Source organism: Larkinella fluvii, assembly GCF_051857545.1.
GTDB lineage: Bacteria > Bacteroidota > Bacteroidia > Cytophagales > Spirosomataceae > Larkinella.
In genome coordinates, this window is sequence record NZ_JBPZHB010000003.1 from 43,184 (window position 1) to 68,762 (window position 25,579).

At 52.9% G+C, this 25,579-nt stretch carries 19 protein-coding genes; 11 read left to right on the top strand and 8 right to left on the bottom strand.

Going from position 1 to position 25,579, the window contains the following annotated elements:
* Positions 1 to 52: 52 nt before the first annotated feature.
* Positions 53 to 3,100, bottom strand: coding sequence for a SusC/RagA family TonB-linked outer membrane protein (locus ACS5NO_RS07765; protein ID WP_439414611.1), 3,048 nt, complete (start codon positions 3,098 to 3,100; stop codon positions 53 to 55).
* Positions 3,101 to 3,321: 221 nt separating this feature from the next.
* Between ACS5NO_RS07765 and ACS5NO_RS07770 the strand changes: the two genes are divergently transcribed.
* Both ACS5NO_RS07770 and ACS5NO_RS07775 read left to right on the top strand, forming a co-directional pair.
* Positions 3,322 to 3,747 (top strand): ABA4-like family protein, encoded by a 426-nt coding sequence (locus ACS5NO_RS07770; protein ID WP_439414612.1) that lies wholly within the window; start codon positions 3,322 to 3,324, stop codon positions 3,745 to 3,747.
* 19 nt (positions 3,748 to 3,766) lie between these two features.
* Positions 3,767 to 4,621: a TraB/GumN family protein gene (locus tag ACS5NO_RS07775; RefSeq protein WP_439414613.1), complete on the top strand. Its 855-nt coding sequence runs from the start codon at positions 3,767 to 3,769 to the stop codon at positions 4,619 to 4,621.
* Here the strand turns inward: ACS5NO_RS07775 and ACS5NO_RS07780 are convergent, their stop codons facing one another.
* Positions 4,622 to 5,827: a DUF8457 domain-containing protein gene (locus ACS5NO_RS07780; RefSeq protein ID WP_439414614.1), complete on the bottom strand. Its 1,206-nt coding sequence runs from the start codon at positions 5,825 to 5,827 to the stop codon at positions 4,622 to 4,624.
* Positions 5,828 to 5,966: 139 nt separating this feature from the next.
* Here ACS5NO_RS07780 and ACS5NO_RS07785 point away from each other — a divergent pair, with 139 nt between their 5' ends.
* The 4 genes from ACS5NO_RS07785 to ACS5NO_RS07800 are packed head-to-tail and all read left to right on the top strand — an operon-like array spanning position 5,967 to position 10,538.
* A complete protein-coding gene (locus ACS5NO_RS07785) occupies positions 5,967 to 6,611 on the top strand; it encodes a thymidine kinase (RefSeq protein ID WP_439414615.1) in 645 nt (214 codons plus the stop codon).
* 51 nt (positions 6,612 to 6,662) lie between these two features.
* Positions 6,663 to 8,897 carry a type IX secretion system anionic LPS delivery protein PorZ gene (gene porZ / locus ACS5NO_RS07790; RefSeq protein WP_439414616.1) on the top strand — a complete coding sequence of 745 codons (2,235 nt, stop codon included), beginning with the start codon at positions 6,663 to 6,665 and terminating at the stop codon, positions 8,895 to 8,897.
* A gap of 29 nt (positions 8,898 to 8,926) precedes the next feature.
* Positions 8,927 to 9,562, top strand: coding sequence for a uridine kinase family protein (locus ACS5NO_RS07795; RefSeq protein WP_439414617.1), 636 nt, complete (start codon positions 8,927 to 8,929; stop codon positions 9,560 to 9,562).
* Between the two features lie 46 nt (positions 9,563 to 9,608).
* Positions 9,609 to 10,538 (top strand): alpha/beta hydrolase, encoded by a 930-nt coding sequence (locus ACS5NO_RS07800; RefSeq protein WP_439414618.1) that lies wholly within the window; start codon positions 9,609 to 9,611, stop codon positions 10,536 to 10,538.
* Between the two features lie 99 nt (positions 10,539 to 10,637).
* Here ACS5NO_RS07800 and ACS5NO_RS07805 read toward each other — a convergent pair whose 3' ends face one another.
* The 4 genes from ACS5NO_RS07805 to nuoL form a co-directional block, all read right to left on the bottom strand.
* Complete coding sequence (locus ACS5NO_RS07805) at positions 10,638 to 11,792, bottom strand: acyltransferase family protein (protein WP_439414619.1); 1,155 nt, start codon at positions 11,790 to 11,792, stop codon at positions 10,638 to 10,640.
* A gap of 90 nt (positions 11,793 to 11,882) precedes the next feature.
* Positions 11,883 to 12,788: a prohibitin family protein gene (locus ACS5NO_RS07810; RefSeq protein ID WP_114408310.1), complete on the bottom strand. Its 906-nt coding sequence runs from the start codon at positions 12,786 to 12,788 to the stop codon at positions 11,883 to 11,885.
* 227 nt (positions 12,789 to 13,015) lie between these two features.
* A complete protein-coding gene (locus ACS5NO_RS07815) occupies positions 13,016 to 14,677 on the bottom strand; it encodes a complex I subunit 4 family protein (protein WP_439414620.1) in 1,662 nt (553 codons plus the stop codon).
* A gap of 35 nt (positions 14,678 to 14,712) precedes the next feature.
* Complete coding sequence (nuoL, locus tag ACS5NO_RS07820; RefSeq protein WP_439414621.1) at positions 14,713 to 16,617, bottom strand: NADH-quinone oxidoreductase subunit L; 1,905 nt, start codon at positions 16,615 to 16,617, stop codon at positions 14,713 to 14,715.
* 257 nt (positions 16,618 to 16,874) lie between these two features.
* Between nuoL and ACS5NO_RS07825 the strand changes: the two genes are divergently transcribed.
* A complete protein-coding gene (locus tag ACS5NO_RS07825; protein WP_439414622.1) occupies positions 16,875 to 17,750 on the top strand; it encodes a phytanoyl-CoA dioxygenase family protein in 876 nt (291 codons plus the stop codon).
* 67 nt (positions 17,751 to 17,817) lie between these two features.
* Here the strand turns inward: ACS5NO_RS07825 and ACS5NO_RS07830 are convergent, their stop codons facing one another.
* Positions 17,818 to 20,268, bottom strand: a complete 2,451-nt coding sequence (locus ACS5NO_RS07830; protein ID WP_439414623.1) for a TonB-dependent receptor — start codon at positions 20,266 to 20,268, stop codon at positions 17,818 to 17,820.
* Between the two features lie 95 nt (positions 20,269 to 20,363).
* Positions 20,364 to 21,179, bottom strand: coding sequence for a helix-turn-helix domain-containing protein (locus ACS5NO_RS07835; RefSeq protein ID WP_439414624.1), 816 nt, complete (start codon positions 21,177 to 21,179; stop codon positions 20,364 to 20,366).
* 238 nt (positions 21,180 to 21,417) lie between these two features.
* Between ACS5NO_RS07835 and ACS5NO_RS07840 the strand changes: the two genes are divergently transcribed.
* The 4 genes from ACS5NO_RS07840 (at position 21,418) to ACS5NO_RS07855 (ending at position 25,394) form a co-directional block, all read left to right on the top strand.
* The gene (locus ACS5NO_RS07840) at positions 21,418 to 22,494 is read left to right on the top strand and encodes a hypothetical protein (protein WP_439414625.1); all 1,077 of its coding nucleotides are present in this window, start codon (positions 21,418 to 21,420) and stop codon (positions 22,492 to 22,494) included.
* A 211-nt stretch (positions 22,495 to 22,705) separates the two neighbouring features.
* Positions 22,706 to 22,897, top strand: a complete 192-nt coding sequence (locus ACS5NO_RS07845) for a hypothetical protein (protein WP_439414626.1) — start codon at positions 22,706 to 22,708, stop codon at positions 22,895 to 22,897.
* 49 nt (positions 22,898 to 22,946) lie between these two features.
* The gene (locus tag ACS5NO_RS07850; protein WP_439414627.1) at positions 22,947 to 24,272 is read left to right on the top strand and encodes a Gfo/Idh/MocA family protein; all 1,326 of its coding nucleotides are present in this window, start codon (positions 22,947 to 22,949) and stop codon (positions 24,270 to 24,272) included.
* A gap of 111 nt (positions 24,273 to 24,383) precedes the next feature.
* Positions 24,384 to 25,394 (top strand): T9SS type A sorting domain-containing protein, encoded by a 1,011-nt coding sequence (locus ACS5NO_RS07855; RefSeq protein ID WP_439414628.1) that lies wholly within the window; start codon positions 24,384 to 24,386, stop codon positions 25,392 to 25,394.
* The last annotated feature ends 185 nt before the right edge of the window (positions 25,395 to 25,579 follow it).

Consider the following 25,579-nt stretch of genomic DNA (forward strand, 5'->3'; position numbering starts at 1 on the left):
TGGAAAGAACGGGCGAGGGCCGAAACCGCTCCCGGTTTACCAGATAAAATCGTTAAAACGTTGCGTTGATGCCTACCGTCAGCGTGCGCGGGATGGGAACCTCCACAAAATCGAAGCCCCGGACGGCATTGGATTGACCAGCCGCGTTCGTTTCCGGATCATAACCGCTGTAGTTGTCGATCGACAGCAGGTTGCGACCCGCTACGCTAAACCGCACGTTGCGGAAGCCCCAGAATTTGGGCGTCACCGTATAAGCCGCCGACAACTCCCGGAGTTTGACAAACGAACCGTCTTCGATCCAGTTTTCAAAAATACTGAACAGCGCGGCACTCGTGCCTTTCGGAACTTCTCCGCGCAGTTCGGGTTCGTAGCCTTTTAAACCACCGTACAGATCGCGGTCGCCCACGCGCTTGGTGAAGTTGAACACGTCGAAATTCTGCATGGCATCCCACTGCATCCGGAACGACCAGCGCGATCCCAGCGACACTTCGTTGATCAGCGAGTAGATGGCGGTCGGGTTGGGGTTGCCGATCACTTTGCTCAGAATCGTGCCGCTTGGTTGGCCGTCTGCGGCCCGTTGAACGGTGTATGTACCGTTGGCACCCTGAATCCCCCGCTCGCGCTGGGGCAAACCGCCCGGCGTCAGCAACAGGCTTCCGTCGGGATTACGGGCAAAAAACGTGGCGTAAAAAGCGCCCAGCGGATAGCCATTGACGGCAGCCACCTGCCCAAAACCGCCCGCAAAGGGCAACACTCCGTTGCCTTCGACGCCATCGGTGACGTTTTTGTTCTGCGTATAGGTTGCCGTGATGTTCCAGCGAACGTTTTTCGTCTCAACGGGAATCGCCCGCACCAGCACTTCAAAACCGCGGTTGGTCATCGTACCGATGTTGACAAACCGGTTGTTGTAGCCACTGCTGGGCGACAGCGTGCGGTTCAGAATCAGGTCTTTAACTTCCTTGTGGTAATAGGTGAACTCCACGCCGATGCGGTTTTTGGCCAGACTGAAATCCGTTCCGATTTCGAGTTCGGTTTGCCGTTCGGGTTTCACGCTGAAGTTGCCCAACTGCGCGGGAGCAGCATAGCCCACCTGTCCACCTACCGATACCGGCGTATAATTGGTAAACCGGTCGTAGGGACCGATGGCGGTCAAGTTACCCGCCTGTCCCCAGGCCGCCCGGATTTTGAAGTCCGGCAAGGCGTTTGCCAGCGACGAGTTTTTCCAGAACGATTCGTCCGACACGACGTACGAACCGCTCACCTTGGGGTAAAACTGCCAGCGATTGTCGATCCCGTAGACCGAAGCGGCATCGACCCGACCGGCGGCCGTCACGAAAAATCGGTTGAACAAACCAAAGGTTTGCTGCGCAAAGACACCAAAGAAACTCCGTTCGGTACGGCTTTCGGCCGCGAGGATATTGGCCCCGTTGTTGATGGTCTGGCCGAAAACGCCCAACTGCTGGGCGGTGATGCCCGTCGTGAAGCTGCGGTCGTATTGCAAGGTAGCGCCAATGCCGGTCGTGGATTTCAGCCATTCGGTGGGGCTGGCCTGGTAGCGAATGTTCAGGTCGTTGTTCAACTGCAAAATCGACGCTTCGCTTTTGCGCGAATACCCGGCGTTGTATGAGGGCGTCGTGTTGTTGGGCGGAATGTAGCCCGTGGCCAGTTGGGAATACGTATCCAGACCGAACGTAAAGTCGATGCCTAAACCAGGCAGGGGCGTCAGGTTAAGCTGGGCATCGCCAATGTAGCGGCTGGTCCGCTGGCGGAAATCGAAGCGTGCAATGGCTTCCAGCGGGTTCGTGCGACGCACCACCGAAACCGGAGCCGTCGAGGGATAAACGCCCGTGGCCGGATCGGGTTGCGGATTGATGAAGTTGTTGCTGAAAATAAAACCGGTGAGCGCACCATACGCTTCGTTGATCCCGCCGTTCGGAATTTCCTTGCTGTTGCTGTAGGTATACGCCGAACCGATGCTCAGCGTCGCCCACTTGGTCAGCGTCTGCTGAATGCGCATCCGGCTGGAAGCCCGGCTGAAATCCGACCCCTGAACAATGCCCTGATTGGCAAACAGCGACCCGGAGAAAAAATACTGGGTCGTGGGTGTTCCGCCCGAAACCGACAGGTATTGCTCGTGACCGGTGGCGGTTCGGAAAATATCTTTCTGGAGATCGTAGCGCGTAACCGGCGTCTGTGTTTTGTCCGTTACGGTCGCGTTGGCAAACGTCGCGGGGTGTTCGTTGTAAGGCAGCGTTTTGCGAATGTCACTCAACCGAAACTGGGTGGAAAACGTAATCGTCGGGCGGCCTTCCTGACCCCGTTTGGTGAAAATTTGCACGACCCCGTTGTTGGCCCGCGACCCGTAAATGGCGGCTGCGGCTGCGCCTTTGATGATTTCGATGCGCTCGATGTCGTTCGGGTTGATGTCGACCAGGCGGTTTTGCGAGTAACCACCCAAGTCGATCAGTTCCCGCGAATCGTTGTTGACAATCACGCCATCGACAATGTACAGCGGATCGGACGAGCCGACGATGGTGCTGGGGCCCCGCAGCCGGACGCTGATGCCACCGGCGGGGTTGCCGGAGTTCTGGGTAATCTGCGCGCCGGAAACTTTACCCGCCAGCGCCTGATCGATCGAGGTGGCGGCTGAGAGTTGCAGGTCTTTGGCCTGCACTGTCGCAATGGTATTGCCGAGTTGCTTCCGGCTGGTGGCGCCGGACGTTCCGGTAACGACCACCTCGTCGAGGCCCAGGGCGTCGTCGGCCAGGCTAATGCTGGTCGAAACGGTGGTATTCTGCGAGAGCGTAATGCTCTGCCGCTGGGTCTGGTAACCGATGGAACTGAACTGGAGCGTGTAGGTGCCGGGTGCTAAATTAGCCGTAAAACGATACGCACCGGTTTGGTCGGAAATCCCGCCGGCGGTGGTGCCAATAATACCTACCGCAGCGCCGGGCATCGGCTTGCTGTCGTTTTTTGTCGTTACTTTCCCTTGAAACGTATACGTTGTCGTTTGGGCGTTAATTTCCCAGCCGACTAGCAGAAAAAGGACAAAGAGTAGCCCACGAAAGCCACTTTTCACATGAAATAGTTTTGATTTCATAGAATGTTGATAAAAAACCTGTAAATAAGACGAGGACTGATCGTCCATTGAGTAAGTAATGGATTTTTCAGGAAAGAAAAAAGACGTCTGTGACGAATGGAAGGCGCTTTTGAATCGGTTCGTGACGTACGATCATTTTTCTGAACGGTGCAGCAGATTGGGGCGGTTTTTGTACCGCTATCAATTACTTTCTATAATTTGTCCTGTCCAACACCAAACCGATGTCTACCGAAACTGCTTTTCAAATCCTCAATGCGCTCGTGCTGCCGCAATGGCTGCTGATGCTGGTTGCGCCCCGTTGGAAACCGACCGATTTTCTCACCAAAATGCTTCCAATTCCGGTCCTACTGGCGGTTTTTTACATTTATTATCTTTTTTTGGAAGATAGTGGCCTGGATTGGCAATCGTTTAGCACGCTGGCGGGAATAAAAACGTTATTCAGCCAGGATGCCGCCTTGCTGGCTGGCTGGATTCACTACCTGGCGTTCGATCTGACGGTGGGAAGCTGGATGCTGCGCGACAGCAAACGCCGGAAAGTGCCGCACGGCTGGATGATTCCGTGTCTGCTGTTCTGTTTTCTGCTGGGCCCGGTCGGTTTGCTGCTGTACCTCGGCGTTCGATCCATGAAACAGCAGACCATTTATTGATACGCTATTTTTTACACCGATGAAAACGCTTTCTTTTTTACTGGTACTGGTTTCCACAACCGCCTTTTCACAATCCCTGCTGTGGAAGGTATCGGGGAACGGACTGAAAAAACCGTCCTATCTCTTTGGTACCTACCACATTATGAAGGATAGCTACCTGAACCAGAATCCCAAAATCAAATCGGCCTACGAAGGGGCGGAGGGCGTGGTGGTCGAAACCGAAGTCGATTCGTCGGCCATGCTGTCGATGGCCATGCGGGGGCTGATGCTCGACAAAAGCCTGGACAAACTGCTGTCGCAAACGGATTACCAACTGGTGGCCGACGAATTCAAGAAGGGAACGGGCTACGATCTGGCGCTTTTCAACCAGATGAAACCCATCGTGACGGCCACCATGCTCAGCCTGGCCTACGTTCAGAAAGAGTCCGATACGCTCAACAGCTTCACGGGCTTGCCACTCGATCTGTATTTTGCCAGCGACGGTCGCAAACGTCAGAAAACCGTCAGTGCGCTCGAAACAATGGAGGAACAGATGGCTTTTTTGTTCGACCACGATCCGGTGGAAAAACAGGCGCAGCACCTGGTGGAAATGGTGAAGGAAAAGGACGAGATGCACGACATGAGCAAATCCGTGACGGAACTGTACCTGAAACAGGATTTGCAGGGCATGTGGAAAATGAACGAAAAATCCGGGAATACTTTCGGCAACATGACCTACCTGCTCGATGAGCGCAACCACAACTGGATGAAGCGTTTACCGGGCCTGATGGCTTCACGACCCACTTTCGTCGCCGTGGGCGCACTGCACCTTCCCGGTCCGCAGGGACTGATCGAGTTGTTGAAAAAGGAAGGCTACGTGGTCGAACCGCAGTAATTACACCGCAAACCGCCGTTTCAGAATGTCGATCAGCATCGCCACTTCGTCGCTGCTCATGTCCCACAGATACTGGGCGGCATACCGGTATGAAACCAAGTCGCGGGCCTGATCGTAGCTCGTTGCGCGGTTCAGTTCTTCAATCGCTTCGTTGTAGGAAGCCGCGTTGCCGTTGAACAACTGATTGATAAACATGAACTTCTGATTCAGCGAAATGCTTTTGCTGATGCTTTCGATGGGCGCGCGGTAGAAGGTTTCGCCAATGGTTGCCGGACCGGTCGATTCCGTATCCACTTTCAGGCTTTCCTCCAGCGTCGACGTTTCGTTCAGATGGGTGGTTGCCTGACTGGGCTGCATCGACGGTGCGGGCGGTTCAACGGAAGAACTTGAATCCGATAGAAAAAGCGGTTTTACCGGGGCATCATCATCCACCGGGGTGCCATTGACGGTCAGGCCCGAACCGTTGACGGGTGGTGGAACGGCGGGCGTTGCCGGAACGACGGTATTCTCCACTTCAGTATCAAAAAAGGACTTGTTCGCCGTTGGCGTTGGTTGCGGGGGCGAAAACTCGTAGGAAGATTTGCGGAGCAAAACCACCGGATCGAGCAGCAGTTTTTCCGAAAACAACGGAATGTATTTCTCCGGTTTTTCCAGCTCGCGGCTTCGCTGCATCAAAATTTCATCGAGCCAGTTCAGGGCCTGGTTGACGTAAACGACGCTTTTCCCTTTCATGCGGTCTTCAATGGCCGCCGGAACGAACTTGTTGATCTGGGTATAGCGGGTCAGTTGGTGCGCGGCTTCGGCCGTCAGGGAGAAGTCGGGCTGGTTCCGCAGGGCTTCATCGAAATAGTGGCGCGGGTCGAACAGTAGAATCAGCGTCCGGCGGGTGGCTTCGGTCAGCAACGGCTCCAGATGTTCCCGGCGCACCGAAATGTGTTGCGACACGGTATTCATAAACACCTGCATCGCCTGCCGCACATCCGGGTGTTCAAAATCAAAAAAAGGACTGCGAAAACGCTCCGCATCGCTTCGCCATTTGTCGGACAGGCTGCTGATAACGAACAAATTGACCTGACTGACGGGGCTTAGTTTTAGGAGTTCCTGCCCGCTGATGACGGTATGATGGGCAAAAAAATCACCCGCCACTTTTCGGGCGTATGATTTGCAATATTCAGTAAGGGAGGAGGCATTGAACTTGTTCGACATATCAAAATATCTTTGCTTTGTAAAGATATGGTTTTCGCTTAGAATATTCCGATCAGACATTGGTGAAATTCTCGTTAAAGCCAGTTTGGCCACTACAAGAAAGGTGCCAGATTAGTAATCTATTCAACGCTACGAACGTATGTTTATTGAACCGAACCGCCGGCGTGAACCGCCCCACCTGCGTACGGGTTGGATTGAAGTGATTTGCGGCTCCATGTTTTCTGGAAAAACCGAAGAACTGATCCGGCGCATCAACCGGGCCGTAATCGCCCGGATGAAGGTGGTGATTTTCAAGCCGTTGATCGACACCCGGTATCACGAAGAAAACATCGTTTCGCACAATGCCAATGCCGTTCGTTCGCAGCCCGTCCAGACGGCCCACGACATCCGGTCGCTGGCTGGTGATAGTGAGGTGGTGGGCATCGACGAAGCCCAGTTTTTTGATGATAAAGAGCTGATCGAGGTGTGTAACCACCTGGCCGACAATGGAAAGCGAGTCATTCTGGCCGGGCTGGACATGGACTTCGAAGGCAACCCGTTCGGCTGTATGCCGCAGTTGATGGCCATTGCCGAGTACGTCACGAAAGTCCACGCCATTTGCGTGGTGTGTGGCGACATCGCCAGCTATTCCTACCGCCTGAATCATTCCAAAGAAAAGGTATTATTGGGCGAAACCGACAGCTACGAAGCCCGCTGCCGCCGGTGTTATAATCTGGGGGATCAGGTGGTTAGCAAGGAGTGGGTGTATGAGGACAGTAGTGATGAGTTAAGAGTTAAGAGTTAAGAGTTAAGAGTTAAGAGTTAAGAGTTAAGAGTTATGGGTTATGGGTTTAGGATGCGGGAGCGGATCTACCAGGCTTTTTTTGGTAATAAACGGTGCTGTCTTTTATTTTTTACTCTTAACTCATCACTCTTAACTCTTAACTTATTTGCGCAGCCCGGCACCTGGCATTCCCACCCCAGTTTTCTTTCTGCCCAAACGCTGGCGGCTGTTCAGAGCAAAATCTACTGCGCGTCGGAGAACGGTTTTTTCTACTTCGATCCGGTGGCGAATGAAGCCACGCGGCTGAGTCGGGATGACGGATTTAGCGAAACCGGCGTCAGTCAGTTATTTTATGCAACGGACCAGAAACGGTTGCTGGTTGGGTACCGCAGCGGCACCATCGACCTGCTGTCCGTCAGCGATTCCGGCGAACCCGGAACCCTGACTACGATTACCCTTATACGCGACGCCACGCAGATCCCCGGCAGCAAACGCATCAACCACGTGTCCCGAACCGGCAACGACGCCTACCTGGCCTGTGATTTCGGGATTGTGGTGCTGGATGTCGTCAAAGCCGAAATCCGGGATACCTACCGAACGATTGGCCCGAACGGAACGCCGGTGGTGGTGTATGCCACGGCCCTGGCGAATGATTCCATTTACGCAGCCACCTCGCGCGGACTGCTGGCGGCTCGTTTCACGCCAACGGTTAATCTGGCTTTTTTTGGCAACTGGAAAACCGTCTCCCTGCCGTCTGGTGCTTCCGTTCAATCCGTAGCAGGCGTCAACAACCGCCTGTATGTGGCCTGGCCGGGGCAGGGCGTTGCCGAGCGGCAGGGCGGGCGTTGGACGGTGGTTAAACCGTTGCCGACGATCACCGGTTTGCTGGCAACGGCGACCGAGTGGATTGCCACCGCGCCCGACGAACTCCAGCGCGCATCGGGCGTGCTGATGCAAAACGCGTTGCTGGGCGAACCGAAGGAAATAACCGAAGCCGCCGGCAGTTTCTGGGTGGCCGATTCCCTGTCCGGATTGCTGCGCATTACCGGCACCGCCGTTCAGTCCGTTAGCCCTGACGGCCCGGCTTCGGATGTTTTCCAACGGCTGGCTACCGACCAGTCGGGTCAGGTGCTGGCGTTGCCGGGTGGTTTTTCCGACGATCTGAAACCGCTGCGTCGCCGTCGGGGCTTCGATCGGTTCAGCGATGGGCGCTGGCAGAACTTTCTGACGTCGTCCCTTCCCACTGATTTCGCCACGGCAGGCTATAATCCGACCGATCAGCGGACGTATCTGGGAAGTTTCGGGGGTGGATTGTGGTCGTCCGACAATCAGAATTTGGCGGAAGTCGTAAACCGGGTGTTTGCCAACATCAGCAGCCTGACGGTCGATCCAAACGGTGACGTCTGGCTGGCAACGCCGACGCTGGATTTTGGAAAAGCAACGGTTCAGGTCCGGCGGAAAACCGGGCCGTTCGAGTCGTTTATTCCGGGACGGGGCGATATTCACCAATTGATTCTGGACGACAACGGTTTTTTGTGGATGCGGCTGAGTGCAACCAACGGCGGGGGGCTGCAGGTTTTTGACCCGAAAACAAACCGAACCCGGCTTTTGTACAACCAGTCGGGCGAGGGAGATTTGCCGGATCGGAACGTTCGGTCGCTGGTGAAAGACCGCGACGGCCTGATCTGGATTGGAACGGATAATGGCGTGGCGGTTTTTGATAATCCGGCAGCGGTTTTTACCGGAACGGTCAACGCATATCGGCCGGTTTTCGACCGTCAGCGGTTGCTCAGTGGCGAGTCTGTGACGGCGCTGGCGGTTGACGGCGGTAACCGGAAATGGATCGGAACCACCAACGGAATCTATCTTTTCAACGAAGACGGGACGGTTTTGGTTGAAAATTTTACCGCCGACAACAGTCCGTTGCCATCGTCGCAAATTACGGATATTGCGATTGAACCCACGCGTGGCGAGGTGTTTATGGCTACGCCCAACGGCCTGGTTTCGTACGGCGGAACGGCCAGCGAACCCGCCCCAATTTTTGCAGGAATCACGGTTTTTCCGAACCCGGTCCGGCCCGATTTCGGCGGTTTGGTCAGCGTGCGGGGGCTGGTCGAAAATACCGTGGTCAAAATCATGGATGCGGGTGGGCAACTGGTATACGAAACCCGGTCGCAGGGCGGAACCGCCACCTGGAACCTGCGCGACTACCGGGGCCGATCAGCCGAAACCGGGGTCTATTTTGTGTTTGCGGTTTCGCCGGATGGAAAAGAAGGATTGGCGGGTAAATTGGCCGTCGTGCGGTAATTGTGGTTTCAACGTTTTATTTTTGTAGAATGACCACCAAACCATTCATTGTCGGCATTACGGGCGGGAGCGCATCGGGAAAGACATCGTTTTTGAAAGGACTGATCTCCGCGTTTTCGGAAGACGAAATTTGCCTGATTTCGCAGGATAATTATTACAAACCATTGGATCAGATTCCGCGTGATGACATTGGGGTGCACAATTTCGATTTGCCGCAAACCATTGATCACCTGCGGTTTGCCTGGCACATCCGGCAACTTCACGAAGGCAAGGTTGTTGAAACGATGGAATACACGTTCAATAACCCGAATGTGGTTCCCCAAAAGCTGATCTTCAAACCAACACCCATTATTGTAGTCGAAGGAATTTTTGCTTTTCACTTTGACGAAGTGGCCGAACAGCTTGACTTGAAGGTATTTATCGACGCCAAGAACAAGATTAAATACGAACGGCGGATGGTGCGCGACCAGGCCGAACGCGCCCTGACACCCGAAATGATCAAACACCAGTGGGATTACCACGTCCGCCCGACCTACCAGGAATTTATCAAACCGCACAAAGCGATGGCGGATATCGTCATTCCCAATAACCTGCACTACCAGAAGGGGCTGGAAGTGGTGGTTGGGTATTTGAAAGGGAAAGTCGCTACTTTCGAAAAAAAATAACAAAAACCGGTCGCCGGATTCGGTGGCACTACTTCCTAAACCCATTATGAATTTCACCCTGACGCTGCTTTCAGCGACGCTCTTACTGGCAACTTCTGCGATGGCTCAAAAACCGGAAACCGTTGATCTCTGGCCCAAAAACCAAATTCCGAATGCGATACCGAACGAGGCCGTTCAGGAAAAATCGGAGTTGGGCAAAGACGGTATTTTACGAATCAGTGATGTTAAAGTCCCGACGCTGGCGGTTTTTCTGCCGCCGAAAGACAAGGCCACCGGAGCGGCCATTCTGGTCATTCCGGGCGGAGGGTACAGCCTTCTGGCCTACGGACACGAAGGTGAGGAAATGGCGAAATGGTTCAATGAACACGGTATGGCGGCTTTCGTGCTGAAACACCGCCTGCCCGACGACCGGACGCAAACGAACAAACACGAAGTACCGCTGGCCGATGCGATGCAGGCCATGAAGCTGATTCGCCAGCATGCGGCCAAATGGAACGTCAACACCGACCGGCTGGGCGTGATCGGTTTTTCGGCGGGCGGCCACCTCGCTTCGACTTTGTCGACCCATTACCACCGGGGCACGACCGCCAGCGAAGACGCCAAGCCGAATTTTGCGATTCTGATGTATCCGGTGGTGACGTTCGGAGCCAAAGCGCACGGCGGTTCACGGGAGAAATTGATCGGGAAAACGCCCAGCGCGGAGCAGATTGCGTATTATTCGAATGAATTGCAGGTGGATGGCAAAACCCCGCCGACGTTTCTGGTCCATGCGCAGGACGACAAAGGCGTGCCGGTGGAAAACAGCATCGACTACTACCTGGCATTGACTAAAGCCAACGTCCCCGCCGAAATGCACATCTACCCGAAAGGCGGCCACGGCTACGCGCTCCGGGTGCAGGGCAAAGGCTCCATTGAAAACTGGCCCGCGGCCTGTGAAGGCTGGCTGAAGTCGATGGGGTTGCTGGAGAAGAAATGATTGTTTCGCGGAGTTGAGCGGAGAAAAAGGAGGTAAGCGGAGATCGTTTTGTTAAACTCTGCTAAACTCTTTTTTCTCCGCTCAACTCCGCGAAACAACTCAAACTCTCAAAAACACCTTCTTCTTATACAGAAAATACAGAAACGCCCACTTCACGGCCAGGAACGCCAGCACGGCACCCACCGCCCGGACGGGTTCGGAGAAGAAACTGAGAATGCCTTCGAAGAAGAATTTGGCCGCGTATTCGAAGTCGATGAACTCCCCGGCGATGTAGATCAGGATGGAATTCATGCCGATCACCGTAAAGAAAAACGCCCAGCCGCTCACTTTTTTAACGTCGATAATCCAGTAAAACAACGCCAGCATCAGGATGCTCCAGCCCCCGGCTACCAGCGTGAAGGAACTGGTCCACAGGTTTTTATTGATCGGGAACACCAGCCCCCAGCTATAGCCCAGCACCAGACAGGAGATGCCGCCCAGCACCAGCCACAGTGTTTTCTGATCGCGGTGGGCGGATGGGCCGTCGCTGCGGAGCAATTTCCCGGAAAAAATGCCGAGCAAGGCCGTTGCGATGGCGGGAATGGTGGAAAACAGGCCCTCTGGATCATGCACTTTGAGATACAGACGACCCGGCAGCACCGACCGGTCGACGTAACCCGCCAGACTGCAATCCATCGTCAAGACGCCCGCCCCGCAGCCCGGTACCGGAATCAGTTTCATCGCGGCCCAGTAGCCCAGCAGCAAACCGGCAAACCAGGCGTACTGGACTTTCGGATTCGGGAAATACAGGTAGATCAATTGACCAAACATCCCGGCCAGACCGATCCGCGCCAGAACGCTCGGAAATCGCATGTCGCTGATGGGTTTGGTGAACAAACCATTGTTGTAAACGATGCCCAGCGCCACCAGAATCAGACCGCGCGTGATGATTTTTCGGGCCAGTTCGCTTTTCGCAACGCCCCGTTCCAGCCGGCTTCCGACGGCAAACGGCGTGGAAACGCCCGCCATAAACAGAAAAAGCGGAAAGATGCAGTCGTAGGGCCGAAAACCGTCCCACTCGACGTGGGTGAACTGTTCGGCCATGAAGAAGGCCCAGGCCCAGCCGGTGGTTTTGGCCAGAACGTGAAAAATTTCTTCTCCTCCGGCAATCCAGAACATGTCGAAACCCCGCAGGGCATCCAGGGACATCAGACGCCGGACGGGCGCCGGTTGGGCAAGGGCAGGCTCTGAAGCAGCCGTAGAAGTTGATTGCATACCAGTTTGTAGAATAGACCGTCTATAGTACTGCTTGGGGTCTGGAATGGGCTATTGTTGCTGAAAAGCAGTTTTTCGGAGGCAAGCCGGTTATTTATCATTCAGAATCAGCGGCACATTCCCACGTCCGCCCAGAACGATGATTTTGGCATTGGGCGAAGCGGCCAGTTCGCGCTGGGCCTTAATCTGTTCGTAGACCAACTGTTTGTCGGACAAGCCCGTGGCCAGAATTTTCTGGTAATCGGCGATACCCTGGGCTTCGACGCGCTTCCGCTCCGCTTCCTGCCGTTCTTTTTGCAGAACAAACTGCATTTTCTGGGCATCCTGCTCGGCATTGATTTTCGATTCGATGGTGGTTTTGACAGACGCGGGGAGGTTGATATTCCGGATCAGCAACTGTTCCAGCATCAGCCCGCGTTTTGTCAGGTCAGATTCGATGGTTTTGTAGATGCGGTTTTGAAATTCATCCCGTTTGGTGGAATAAAGCGCCACGGCATCGTAATAAACGGCATTGTCCCGAATGCGGGTGCGGGTGATCGGTCGAACGACTTTGTTGGAATAATCCGAACCGATGCTGCGGTAAATTCGCGGTGTTTCGGTGGGGTTAACGCGGTATAAAACCGTCAGATCGATGATGACTTCCAGACCGTCGGCGGTGAGCACCCGGATGGCGTCATCACCCTGTTGACCACTCTCGTCCTGAACACCCGACATGGTGTAGTTCTGCGTTTTAACGTCAAATTCCGTGACTTCGACCAGGGGGTTGACCCAATTCAGGCCACTTTCCAGAACGCGATCCTGTACACTGCCAAACAAACTCTGGACACCCACGGTCCCGGCATCAATTTGACGAATGGACGAAGTGGCTAATCCGATCAGGATCAATATAATACCGACTACTTTTAGTGGTCGGGAAAAGCGCGAGAATTCAAGCGACGGCGTATTGGTGGCGAAACCGATGATTAAGGCGAGTGCGCCAAGGATCAGAAGAAACATAGTTTTCGGTAGCAATGGGCCTTGGCCCGTGGTGAGTTTGGAATAGCAGCTTGTAAAGCCCTGGAAGAAAGGGGGCTAACGGCTAGTAATAATACAAACTTTTAGCCACAGAAGCTGGTGATTTTTTTGATAGGAACGCGGATTGAACGGATGCAATGGATTTTTACGGATAAATCAGTTTTGATCCGTTGCATCCGTTCAATCCGCGTTCCTATCATTCCTATCAACTATTCTACACTAAACCGCTGGATCCACTGCGCAATGGTGGCGTTGGAGAGATTGAACAGGAGATTGGGGAATAAACCGAGCAACAGTGCCAGAGCCGCCAGCGGAATCAGCATGAGCCGTTCGCGGGCCGTGAGATCCGTAAGCTGACCGATGAATTCGGTGCGCGACCAGAGCGTTCCGAAGAACATGCGCTGGAGCGTCCAGAGAAAATACGCAGCCGCCAGGATGATGCCCAGCGTGGCAACGGCCGTCATCCAGCCGGGTAGCCAGAGCGATTGGAAACTGCCCATCAGCGTAAAGAGTTCGCCCACGAAACCGGAAAAACCGGGTAACCCCAGGGAGGCAAAAAACGCAATGGCGGTCAGGGCGGTGTAAGTGGGCATGGTGCTGGCCAGACCCCGGTAACTATCGATGCGCCGGTCGTGGGTGCGGTCGTAGAGAACGCCGGTGAGCAAAAACAGCATGGCCGATAACACGCCGTGGCTCGCCATTTGGTAGACAGCGCCGTTGACGCCTTCCGAAGTGAGCGAGGATATGCCGAGGAGCACAAAACCCATGTGGGAGACGGACGAGTAGGCAATCATTTTCTTGAGATCGCTCTGTGCCAGTGCGTTAAAGCCACCGTAGACAATCGAAATAACGCCTAAACCGGCCAGCAGCAGGGCATATTCGGCGGCTCCGTCGGGAAACAGCCCCCAGCCAATTCGCAGAAAACCGTAGCCGCCAATTTTGAGCAACACCCCCGCCAGCACCACCGAAACCGGTGTTGGCGCTTCCACGTGGGCGTCGGGGAGCCAGGTGTGAAAAGGCACGACGGGCAGTTTGATGGCAAATCCCAGAAAAACGCAGAGGAAAGCCAGCATCCGTGACGGAAGGCCGAATATGACGATTTCGCCGGTTGGCCCCAGAAACGAGTTGGGCAGGTAATTGCCGCCGTGGGCCATGTAGCGCAGGTCGAAGGTATGCACCAGTTGCTGCGACTGGATTTTGTAATCGGCCAGCAGAAACTGGACCTGACGGATGATCTCGTCGGTGATTTCCGACCGGTCGCCGATCAGGCCGATGTTGATGGCGGTTTCGACCGGGTCCATGACTGATAAATACAGGCTGATCATCACCAGCAGAATCAAAACCGAACCCGCCAGCGTGTACAGGAAAAATTTGATGGACGCATATTCCCGGCGCGGCCCACCCCATAAACCGATGAGGAAATACATCGGCAGCAGCATGAATTCGAAGAAGAGGAAAAACAGGAAAAAGTCGAGGGCAATAAAGCAGCCGATGATGGTGGCCGTCAGCAAGAGATACAGGGCGTGGTAGGCTTTTAAGCGCTTATCGATGGTCCAGGAGGAGAGGGCACCAACGAGCATGATTGCGCCCGTCAGCAAAACCAGCGGCAGGCTAATGCCGTCGATACCCACCAGATAATCAATGGAAACGACGCCGAGCGAACCCAGCGGCAGGCTGATCCAGTCGAAGCGTTCGAGGAGTTGGTAGTCGGTCTGCGTGGGGTCGAAGGCGGCATAAATGGTTCCGCAGACCAGCAGTTCGAGGCTACAGGCAACCAGGGTAATCCACTTATAAACGTTTTTCCGGCTGTCGGGCAAAAGAACCACGAGCAGCGACCCGAGCAAGGGAATGAATAGGAGTGATGACAGCATAATAGTTTGTCAGGAACCGCCAACGCGGCTGCCGACTAGATCAAAAACCAGAGAATTACTAATAAACCCACCACCGCACTGGCAATGTAGGATTGCACCCGGCCGTTTTGCACCGATCGCGTCAGGTTGCCCAGCCGATGCGTCAGCCACGACGCCCCGTTGACGAGCCCATCGACAATCATGCGATCCGCCCAGCCGATCATGTGTGCCAGCACGACGGTGCCGATGCCGATGAAATCAACCAGCTTGTCGATGACCCGGCGGTCGAAACCGTATGAAAGATACGCCAGCCGAACAAAGGGTCGAACAATCAGCCGTTTATAGAAGCCATCGAGGTACCAGTTGTGTTCCGACAACCGGCTCAGAGAGGTTGATTTCGTCAAAACCGGCATTCGCCAGCCCAGCCACAACCCAACCGCAACGACTGAAATGGAAAGCAGCGCAATCCAAAGATGACCTCCGTGATTGTCCAAGGCGGGAAATAGGTGAAAAAACCAGCTCTGTTCCGCCGAAAACGGGTTTCCGGCAAACACAAAACCGATGGATAAAACCGCCAGCATCAGGACCGGAACCGTCAGCAGCCGATCCGATTCGTGCGCCCGATTTTCCGGGTTTCGGGCGTCACCAAAGAACACCAGCCGACCTTGCCGGGCCATGTAACAGGCTGTTAAGCCAGACGATAAAATCGCCAGGATGGGAATGACATAGGCCAAACCGCCCTGCGCGCCAGCCCAGTCGAATGCGCCGGTCAGAATGGTTTCTTTCGACAGAAAACCGGAGAAAAAGGGAATGCCGGCCAGCGCAGCCGCGCAAACCGCCCAACCAATGAAGGTGAGGGGCATGGCTTTGCGTAAACCGCCCATCTGCCGCATGTCCTGCGTATGAACGCCGTGAATGACCGACCCGGCCGCCAGAAACAGCCCGGCTTTGAAAAAGGCGTGGGTCGTTAGGTGAAAAAGCGCTCCGGTTACGTTGCCGGTTCCCATCCCGATTACCATCAGACCGAGTTGCGAGACGGTAGAATAGGCCAGTACTTTTTTAATATCGGTTTGATAGAGCGCCGAATAAGCCGCCATCACCATGGTGATCGTGCCGACGATGGTGATGAGCAGCAGGGCGTCGGGTGTCAGTAAGAAGTGGATGCGGGCGAGCAGGAAAATACCGGCGGCTACCATCGTGGCGGCATGAATCAGGGCCGAAACCGGCGTTGGCCCTTCCATCGCGTCGGGGAGCCAGGTCGTGAGCGGAAACTGGGCCGACTTGCCAATACAGCCGCAAAAGAGACAAAAACCGGTCAGCGTCGCCAGCGGCCCGTTGGAAACAAACAGATCCGGGAGTTCGGCCAGGTCGGTGGTTCCCGATTGAAAAAGCAACAGAAAAATACCGAGGAGAAAACCCGCATCGCCAATGCGGTTCATGATAAACGCCTTTTTAGCAGCAGCAGCCGCAGCCGGTTTTTGAAACCAGAAACCGATGAGCAGATACGACGACAGGCCAACCAGCTCCCAGAAGGCATACAGAACGATTAGATTGCCCGCCAGAACAATGCCGAGCATGGAACCGATGAAAAGACTCAAAAAACCAAAATACCGGTAGCGGTCGCGTTCGTCGTGCAGATAGGAAATGGAATAAAGCTGGACCAGCAGGGCAATGAAATGCACAATGACCAGCATCAGTAAGGTGAGCGCGTCGAGCCGGAAAGTGATGGGAACCGCCCGACCCGGGATCAGAAGCCAGTCTGTGCGGAGAGTCAGAACATCGGTGCCGGTTTGGGTGGCCACGAAGACCGACAAACCCAGCCCGGCCAGCGTCAGGACTGCGGCTGCACCCCCGGCCCAGAGATTGATTCGCCGACCCGCCAACAGGCTCAGGGTGCCACTCAGAAAGGGCAGAACGATGAGAAGCCAGAGAAGTGTATGGATGGTATTTTCGTCGAACATCGCGCAAGATAACGCCGGACGTTTGCCGGGGCAAATATCCTGAATAAACCAACCAATAAAAATAATTAATTACTTTTATGGCATCGTAAGTGACGTGCTAATCAATAGCGTTATAAATTTGGTTCACACCCTTAATCCTCTTTATTCCGATGGCCGTGGCAACCTCACAATCTACCGAAAATTACAGCATGAATCTTCCGTGGACGGAGTCTCCTTTTTTTCGTTCCGAATTAAAAAAGGCGAATTTAAGTCCCGAAATGGAACGCATTGTAACGCAGTTTTCAGAAGGCGGTTTTGTGGTTTTCGATCCCGATATTGACGAATCGATTCTGAACACGGCCCTGGAAAAGCTGGAGCCTAAACACCTGGCAGTCAAGGATGACCGGATTCAGGATGCCTGGCGGGATGTCGACGCCGTGCGGCAGATTGCCATCGCTCCGAAGGTGCTGGACGTGCTGCGAACGCTGTATCGCCGGGAGCCAATTCCGTTTCAGACCCTGAACTTTAAACTGGGTACGCAGCAACGGACACACAGCGATTCGATGCACTTTCATTCGATTCCGCAGCGGTTCATGTGCGGGGTCTGGGTGGCGCTGGAGGACGTCCGCGACGACAACGGTCCGCTACACTATTATCCGGGTAGTCACAAGCTGCCATTTTATGATTTGTCAGACATTGGAATTCGGGCCACGTCGGCCAAAAGCCTGGATGAAGCCTACGGGAAGACCTATCCCAAATACGCTGATTTTCTGAGCGATATGATTGAGGCTCAGGATCTGAAGAAGGCGATTCTGAATATGAAAAAGGGTCATGCCATCATTTGGGCCGCCAATTTACTCCACGGTGGCGAGAAGATTCTGACCCCCGGTTCGACCCGCTACAGCCAGGTAACGCATTACTTCTTTCAGGATTGCGTGTATTACACGCCGTTACAATCGGACATGCCGTTGGATAAATTGTATCTGCGCCAGATTACCAACATCATCACCGGCGAAAAGGTCGCCAACAAATACATCGACGAGTACATCAAACAGGACAACGAAGGCTACGCGATGCGCATCACGATTCCAACGTCGGTGCGCCGGATCGGGGGGCTGATTCTGAAACCGTTCCGGAAGTTGCTGGGGCGATAGGGCCGCGCTGGTTGGGTCAAATTAATCGTATGCCGTTCGTTCGGATTTCACCCCGACTTCCACCTGTTCAAAACTCCTTCTCCCCAAATTCGCTGGCCGGCAGCCGGGCCTTTTTGGCCGTCTGGTTAAAGGTGTAACTGAGGTTCAGCAGGAAAATGTCGGTTTCCTGGATGTAATTGGTCGTGGTGTAAAAATTCCGGCCAAAGGTCGTGATGCGTTGCTGGTTGGTGCCCAGTAAACCCAGGTCAATGTTTTGCCATTGCAGGGTGGCCGTCATCCGGCCCTTTAAAAAGGTCTTTTTGGCCGACGCACCCGGAATGATAAACCGGGAATCCTCGCCCTGGGCCGTGATCCGTTTCGAGAGGTAATTCAGGGTGGCCTGAACCTGAAACGTGGGCGACAACCGGACCGTCGTATTGGCGTTGATGGAATAAACCACACTCGACGTGTTCACGATCACGGCGTTGTTGAACAGCGCCCCCTTGATCTGGTAGCGGTACACATTTCCGCCCGCATACACCTGCCAGGCTTTCGTTAGATTCAAAGTCGTTCCGGCTTCCAGTCCCCAGGACGTGGCCAGCCCGGCATTCGTATAAATCCGGTTCAGAATCGTGTCGTTGTAAACGCTGTTGACGCGGTTGACCACATTTTTAATCCGCTGGTTGTAGAGCGTTACGAAGAGGTTTCCCTTATCAAAATCCTTGATCAGTCCGATTTCCGACAGGTCGATGAACTCCGGCAGAATGTTGGGATCGCCGGATTCGAGGGTTTCGGAGTGTTCGCGCTCCGGGAATGGATTCAGCTCGTTGTTGGTCGAGCGTTGCACCCGTTTGCTGTATCCGGCTTTGGCCCGCAGGGTTTTGCTGATGGCGTACTGGACATTCAGGGACGGGAAAAGGTTGGATAAATTCAGGTTACGGGTTTCCTGATTCCCCGCCGTAAACGCCCGCGTGGCGTATTCATACCGCAGCCCGCCGATGTATTCCAGCTTACTGGTTTTGGCCGAATACTGCCCATACACCGAATGAATCTCGTTGAGAACTTTCGTCGTGCTGCTGAACTGGGGAACGGCAACAAACGCACCGGTTTCCAGATTCTGGTCGAGGTACTGAAAATTGCCTTTCTGAACCTGGTTGCGGTATTGGTAACCGGTTTCGAGTTTGCCCTTGCCCAGCGTGACGGCGTAATCGGCCTTCAACCGGTACGCATTCAGCGGATTCTGGCTGGGGTTGCGGGTGTTCTGCAAAACCGTCTGCCGGTCGGGCATCCGCAGGTTCGCATTGGTCGTTAACCCGTCCAGATCCGCCTTTTCGAAAAGGCCGGAAACCGTAAGAAGGGATTTGTTGGAAAAAGTGTGGCTGTAATCCAGATTGCCGAGCGTAATGGCGCTGGTCTTGCGGGCAATGTTCGAATTAAAATACGAAATCCGGCCGATGACATCCCCCGTAACCAGGTCGGTTTTGGTATTGTCGTAAACGATGTCGGCCCGGCGCGACTGCGAACGAAAACCGGTGTAGAACCCCGCCGAAAACGCGTTGTTTTCGTTGGGCGTATAGGTAGCCGAAGCCCGGCCTGTGTAGTTATACCGGATAAAACTCCGTTCGCCCACCGAGGGGAAGGCCGTGTAGCGGTTGCCAATGGTGGTGTTGACGTCGCCCACCCGCCGACCGGCAATGTCGTTGCGGAAATAATTCCCGCTGACGGTTACATCCCACTTGGCCGACTTCATACTGAACGTGGCATCGGCCCCAAACCGGACGGGCTTGTTCAGGTTGTCATAGGTATACAGCGAAGGCAAACCGCCCTGAATATTGGCCGAAAAAGACCGCTGGCCGACCTGTGCGGTTTTCGTCGTAATGTTGATGATACCGCCCTTGCCGTCCGGGTCGAACCGGGCCGAGGGGGAAGTGATCACTTCGACGTTTTCAATCGAATTGGCAGGAATCTGGTTTAAAATCAGGGCCGGATCGGTTTGAACCGGTTTTCCGTTGACCAGCACCAGAAAACCCGACGACCCCCGGAGCGTAATGCCACCTTCGCTGTCGACTGTGACGGAAGGCGTGTTTTTCAGGACGTCGATGGCCGTTCCGCCCTGGCTGCCGATGAATTTATCCGCCCGGTAGACCTGCCGGTCAATTTTGTTTTCGACGGTTTGCCGTTCGCCCTGGACGTTCACCTGCTGAAGTGTCTGCGTATCAGCCTGTAATGCGATGGTTTGGGGAGCGGGTGACTGGCCCGAGACCGGAAAGCTGAACCGTTTTTTGCGGTAGCCGATGTACTGGGCTTCCACGTAGTAGGGCGCAGCGGGCACGTTATCGAATCTGAAATTTCCCGCGTCGTCCGTCAGGGTGCCATTTACCAGGGTCGAATCCTGGCTTTTGTAAAGTGCTACCGAGCCAAAAGGCAAGGGGCGGCTGGTTTCCTGATCGACCATTTTACCGGTAATTGATCCGGAATTTTGGGCGTGAACGAACGGGATCGCCAGAAATGTGGCCAGCAGGGTTACAAAAAATTTCATTGGAAGTATACCTTCGCCTGTTGAGTTAGTCAGGGGCAAAGGTATCTCCCGCTATGTCAGGCGGTTTTGTAGATTACAGCCGTAAACTGGTACATTCAGGAAATTCCCTTCCGGTAGATGCTCGGCAAAACGCCCGTCTGGCGTTTAAAGAACTTGTTAAAATGGGAGGGGTCCGTAAAACCCAGTTCATACGTCACTTCCTTCAAGGTTTGGAAGGAATACAAAAGCAGTTTTTTCGATTCGGTCGTCAGCCGTTCGTCGATGATTTCGCCCGCCGTTCGGTTCACGATTTTCCGGCAGGTGTTGTTGAGCGTTTTAGACGTAACATTCAATTGTCGCGCGTAGTCGCCCACCTCGCGGTTGGTTCTGAATTGCGCATCGACCAGCGCGAAGAACTCTTTTAAAAGGGTTGGAAGTACCTGGCTTTCATCCGATTTAATTTCCCTTTTCAGCAGGTTGAGCAGCAACTGGAGATAGGTCTGAATGATGGCCTGGTAGTTACTGTTCTGCTGTTCATATTCGACCTCGATGCTTCGGAACAGCTCTACGATGGTTGGATGGATATGGCTCAGGTCAAAACCGCTCGGAAAAGCCAGCGGAAACGTTTGAAACAGCGCTTCGTAAAAAGGATGATCCAGCAAAAAGTCCTTCTGCACCATCACCACGTACCCCTTCGGAATCTCGGTCAGTTCCCAGCTATGGATCTGGCCCGGCATCACCAGATACAGGCTATGCGGTTTTACGGTAAACCGGTTGAAATCAATCTGATGCGTACCGGCACCGGCGTCGAGGTAAATGATTTCGAGGTAGTCTTTGTGACCATGCGGATTCGTGGTTTTAATCACCTCCTTCATCCGTTTGATTCGGAACAGTTCGCGCTGGTTCAGCTTGTTTTTGATGGTAATCTGCATGGGTTAAGGGTCGTATACAGGTAGAAATGCTGGAACCGGCTGTCGGTTTTGTTCTGTTTTCATAACCGCCACCCGGCCACCTTTGCGTCACAACAATCGCTAAAATTACAATGAAATTTGCAACGTTGATTCTGGCCTGTCTCAGCCCTGATGAGTAGTTGCGGTCAAATCCCGGTGCTAAAAACTGCTGAATGTTACGCTGGACTTGAAAAGATGCAAGATGGATTGTAAGTTGAGAATGCGTATTTCTAATTTTCCTACTCTTTCCCTCAGAAAATGCCAGTGGCAATCAACTCTAATTGCTGCTAGTGTTGGCCTGACGGTTTTTTTCGAAAACGGTATGCCTTATTTTATAGAAAACTCAGAAATTTATTATGATTTTAATGATAACCTCAACCACTTTCAGGGGGTAACGTGTGAATTAAATTTTAAGCCTCACCAGCGACGCCGAATTATTAAACAGGCCAACCAACAATCTAAAGAAGCTTTTCAGAGATTCAAAAACCAGATTGATCCGTATTTGGAAAAATATATTTTAGCATCCAGCGAATATGATAAATTTTTAGATTTTAGATATCAGAGAAGACACGGGGCTGATTACGACGAAGTTTTGGCTTATTGGTCTAGCCTAAAAGATATAATCGATGGTATAAAAAGTAAGTGCTTTTATGGCTTTTTCTGGACTTCACCCTCGCCACGATATTTTTCATCATCTTTTCACGTAATGAAAAGAATATTGGTAGATGCTTATGATGAGAAACACGTAATTAGACTTAATGATGCAGATTTGCTTCCACGACGAACAACACAATGGAATACACAAGAAAAATTATTTACATTTCTATTGGCTCGTAAAAGTTATTTTTTTTACTGTTTTCGATACTTAAATAAGTATGTATATAGTTTTCATTCTTCTGATAGCTTTGTATTATCAGAAGAAGGGCTTAGGATTTTAATAATTTTTTTAATTGACAACTCTTATGTTAAAAGCTCCGATGAGAGGTCTTTATATTTTTTATTTAAAGGACATGGAAGATGCCACGGAATTACTTGGTTAAAGTCAAAAATTGAATTAGCCTTCCTTATATATGATTTAGATAAAACCACCCGAATGCAGAATCGATATAATTTTAACAGAACGAAGACAGTAGATATCATTACTTCTAGTTTTCAAGATAAATACGGCTTAAAATTTAATAGGAGTACATTTAGCCAGTACTTGAATCAATTGAATGACCCAGCGGGTGCTTACAGCGAAAACTCCAAAATCATAATAATAAAAAACTTTCTCGAACATATAAAAACTGAAAAATGATATAAGTGGTTTATAATCAACTGATTGTCTATTTTGTATTTTGTTTTTTGTGACAGGTTAATTCGTTGATAGTCAATGTATTGAGGGATTTTAAAAACTCCCTAATTTTGTTAATGTATTGACTTACAGTATTTTAATCTATCTACCACACTATGAAGTTTTTAGTATGTTTTTTAATATTCTTTTGTGCTTCACCAAACTTAACATCCCAATGGCGAAGCACCGTCCCCTTACTGAAAATAAACCAGATCGTTACATAACCCGCCGTGAAGCCGCTCATCAATTAGGAATTACGCGTTTAGAGCTATGGAATAGAACCCGAAGAGGGGAAATCCGGGGCTATCGGCTGGGTGGCTGTATCTATTATAAATTAATCGATGTTGAAAACCTGCCGGAAGAATGATAAAATTAGTCTGTATTGTACTAATTTGCTGCTTTCCTATTCCTGAATCATGATGACCACTTCCCGCAGAAAATTTCTTCAGAAATCGTCCCAAATCGCCACCGGTGTCGGTCTGACGACGGCCTTGACCGACCTCGTTGCAGCACCCGTAAAAACCGCCCCGACCGATGAAGTGGTGGTGGCCCTGATCGGCTGCAACAGCATGGGCTGGTCCGACCTCAACTCGATGCTCAAACAGCCGGGTGTGCGGTGTGCCGCCTTGTGCGATATCGACAGCAACGTGCTGAACAAACGCGCGGCTGAACTGGAAAAATCGTCGGGTAAAAAACCGGTTCTGTACAGCGACTTTCGAAAACTGCTGGAAAACAAGGACATCGACGCCGTGATCATCGGCACACCCGACCACTGGCATTGCCTTCAAACCGTCTACGCCTGTCAGGCTGGCAAGGATGTGTATGTGGAAAAACCGCTCGCCAATTCCATCGAAGAATGTAATCTGATGGTGGATGCCGCCCGAAAACACAACCGCATTGTGCAGGTGGGGCAGTGGCAACGCAGCGGTCTGCATTGGAATGCGGCTCTGGATTTTGTGCGTTCGGGAAAAATCGGCCGGATTCGTTCGGTGAAAACCTGGGCGTATATGCCGTACGGGAAAAGTTTTCCGGTTATGCCAGACGGCCCCGTTCCGTCGGGTGTCGATTACGACTTCTGGCTGGGACCGGCTCCGAAACGCCCGTTCAACCCGAACCGGTTTCATCGGAGTTTTCGTTATTTCTGGGATTATGCAGGGGGGCTGATGACCGACTGGGGTGCTCACATGATCGACATCGGGCTGGCGGGCATGAACGTCAGTTCGCCCAAAACCGTCGTGGCCCTGGGGGGCAAATACGGTTTTCCGGATCACGCCAGCGAAACGCCCGATACGATGCAGGTGGTATATGATTACGGGAATTTCACGCTGCTCTGGGATCAGTCACTCGGTACGGGGCGCGGCCCGTTCGACCGTGAACACGGCGTGGCTTTCGTCGGAAACCTGGGAACCGTCGTGATCGATCGTTCCAAATGGGAGCTTTTTCCGGAAACCGACGCGGGGAATTACCTCGTTCCGGCCATGCCGCCGAAATTCGGGAATGGAAAGGATCTGGACAACCATACACAGAACTTTGTGACCTGCGTCCGGACCCGGCAGAAGCCCAACTGTCCGGTGGAAGTGGGCCGGGATGTGGCCCTTCACGCGCACCTGGGCAATATTGCCTACCGAACCGGTGAGAAGCTGGTCTGGGATGCTGAGAAAAAACAGATTGTTGGCAATGAGAAAGCCAACCTGCTGGCTCAGGCCCATTATCACGGCAACTGGGTTGTTCCCCGCTCGTAGCGAACGCCTTTCAATCATTTTTGCCCTTCAAAATAGTGACTTTCGGGAACAAAAAACTTCTAAAGTAGTATGTTTGTACAATAAAAAAATGAACACACCGAAAGACCGCCTATGAAAACGACTACGCGCCTGATGAAGGTTTTGCGAAACGCTTCTTTGATCCTGGGATTGGGACTGTTGGGAGCCCGTGTGACGGTGGCGCAATGCACCCATAAAAATGCGAAGGATCAGACTGTTGACTTTCGGTTGACATACGATAAAGCCACCCAGCGCATCACCGCCTGGTACGTGCCTTCCATATCGAGTACGCACCGGCTGGTAACCGCCCAGTTTAGCATCATTACCCCCAACGGCTTTACGGCCCCGGAAGCCGGTTCGGGGCGGGATTCGCAATTCGAAATCACGAATATAAACGGCACTTGGCAGGATTTTGTGCTTGATAATGAGTTATTTACGTCAAAGTCCTATTCCCCCATGGCGTCGATGGAGAATGTGGCGGTTCATCAGGTGGGCATGGCTCCGCAGGCCACGGATGTCGGGGCGGTGACGGCAGGTGTTCCGGTGCCACTCTTTTCCTTTGTTTCAACCCAACAGGAAGGTGTAGTGCGGATTGCGGAAACCGGAGAAAAAATTCAAAAGGATATTCTGAGCAAATTCGGAAGCAACATCAGCAATGAAATGGCCATTCAATCGCCGGTCAAAGCCTTTGTCCGGGCCGAAGAGCGGTATTGCAAAAACGACGTTCAGAAAAAAATCGAGTTTACAAAACCGGTTCTGATCGACCCGAGCGCGGCCACAACCGTCAAACCAACGGCGGGCGTGCAAACCGTAGGCGTGGCCGGAACGGATGAGTTGCTGGGCAATGAACAACTGATGGTGACGCCGAATCCGGCCACGGTCGAAGTAACGGTGTTGTACCAACTGCTGTCGGCCGGCAATGCCGGGATTGATCTGGTGGATGGGCAGGGCCGGATCATTCAGACGCTGGTGGCCCGCAAACACCACGCGATTGGCAAATACCACCTGAAAGTGACCTTGCAGGATGTGGCCGCCGGACTGTATTTCTGTTCCCTGAAAGGCGAAAATGTTCAAAAAGCCGTGAAAGTGATCATTGCAAAATAGTAAAAAATGCCCCTGAAAGTAAAAAGCCGGAAACTGCCTCGTTTCCGGCTTTTTTGTTTGGGCAATCGTATCCTGGGTCTTCGACCGTTTCCGACATTTTCTGGTCATTCCGTCTTTGCAACCGCTGACAGGGTTTCATCGTGTCCGTTTCAGGACGTAAACTGTCCGCATTTGGACACTCCCCC

Bases quoted from the DNA above. Each gene is read 5' to 3' on its own strand.
- ACS5NO_RS07835 (WP_439414624.1), bottom strand. From the start codon at position 21,179: ATGCAGATTACCATCAAAAACAAGCTGAACCAGCGCGAACTGTTCCGA.
- ACS5NO_RS07825 (WP_439414622.1), top strand. From the start codon at position 16,875: ATGGAACGCATTGTAACGCAGTTTTCAGAAGGCGGTTTTGTGGTTTTC.
- ACS5NO_RS07765 (WP_439414611.1), bottom strand. From the start codon at position 3,100: ATGAAATCAAAACTATTTCATGTGAAAAGTGGCTTTCGTGGGCTACTC.
- ACS5NO_RS07800 (WP_439414618.1), top strand. From the start codon at position 9,609: ATGAATTTCACCCTGACGCTGCTTTCAGCGACGCTCTTACTGGCAACT.
- ACS5NO_RS07840 (WP_439414625.1), top strand. From the start codon at position 21,418: ATGCGTATTTCTAATTTTCCTACTCTTTCCCTCAGAAAATGCCAGTGG.
- ACS5NO_RS07805 (WP_439414619.1), bottom strand. From the start codon at position 11,792: ATGCAATCAACTTCTACGGCTGCTTCAGAGCCTGCCCTTGCCCAACCG.
- ACS5NO_RS07785 (WP_439414615.1), top strand. From the start codon at position 5,967: ATGTTTATTGAACCGAACCGCCGGCGTGAACCGCCCCACCTGCGTACG.
- ACS5NO_RS07795 (WP_439414617.1), top strand. From the start codon at position 8,927: ATGACCACCAAACCATTCATTGTCGGCATTACGGGCGGGAGCGCATCG.
- ACS5NO_RS07770 (WP_439414612.1), top strand. From the start codon at position 3,322: ATGTCTACCGAAACTGCTTTTCAAATCCTCAATGCGCTCGTGCTGCCG.
- ACS5NO_RS07850 (WP_439414627.1), top strand. From the start codon at position 22,947: ATGATGACCACTTCCCGCAGAAAATTTCTTCAGAAATCGTCCCAAATC.
- ACS5NO_RS07855 (WP_439414628.1), top strand. From the start codon at position 24,384: ATGAAAACGACTACGCGCCTGATGAAGGTTTTGCGAAACGCTTCTTTG.
- ACS5NO_RS07810 (WP_114408310.1), bottom strand. From the start codon at position 12,788: ATGTTTCTTCTGATCCTTGGCGCACTCGCCTTAATCATCGGTTTCGCC.
- porZ (WP_439414616.1), top strand. From the start codon at position 6,663: ATGCGGGAGCGGATCTACCAGGCTTTTTTTGGTAATAAACGGTGCTGT.
- ACS5NO_RS07830 (WP_439414623.1), bottom strand. From the start codon at position 20,268: ATGAAATTTTTTGTAACCCTGCTGGCCACATTTCTGGCGATCCCGTTC.
- ACS5NO_RS07780 (WP_439414614.1), bottom strand. From the start codon at position 5,827: ATGTCGAACAAGTTCAATGCCTCCTCCCTTACTGAATATTGCAAATCA.
- nuoL (WP_439414621.1), bottom strand. From the start codon at position 16,617: ATGTTCGACGAAAATACCATCCATACACTTCTCTGGCTTCTCATCGTT.
- ACS5NO_RS07775 (WP_439414613.1), top strand. From the start codon at position 3,767: ATGAAAACGCTTTCTTTTTTACTGGTACTGGTTTCCACAACCGCCTTT.
- ACS5NO_RS07845 (WP_439414626.1), top strand. From the start codon at position 22,706: ATGGCGAAGCACCGTCCCCTTACTGAAAATAAACCAGATCGTTACATA.
- ACS5NO_RS07815 (WP_439414620.1), bottom strand. From the start codon at position 14,677: ATGCTGTCATCACTCCTATTCATTCCCTTGCTCGGGTCGCTGCTCGTG.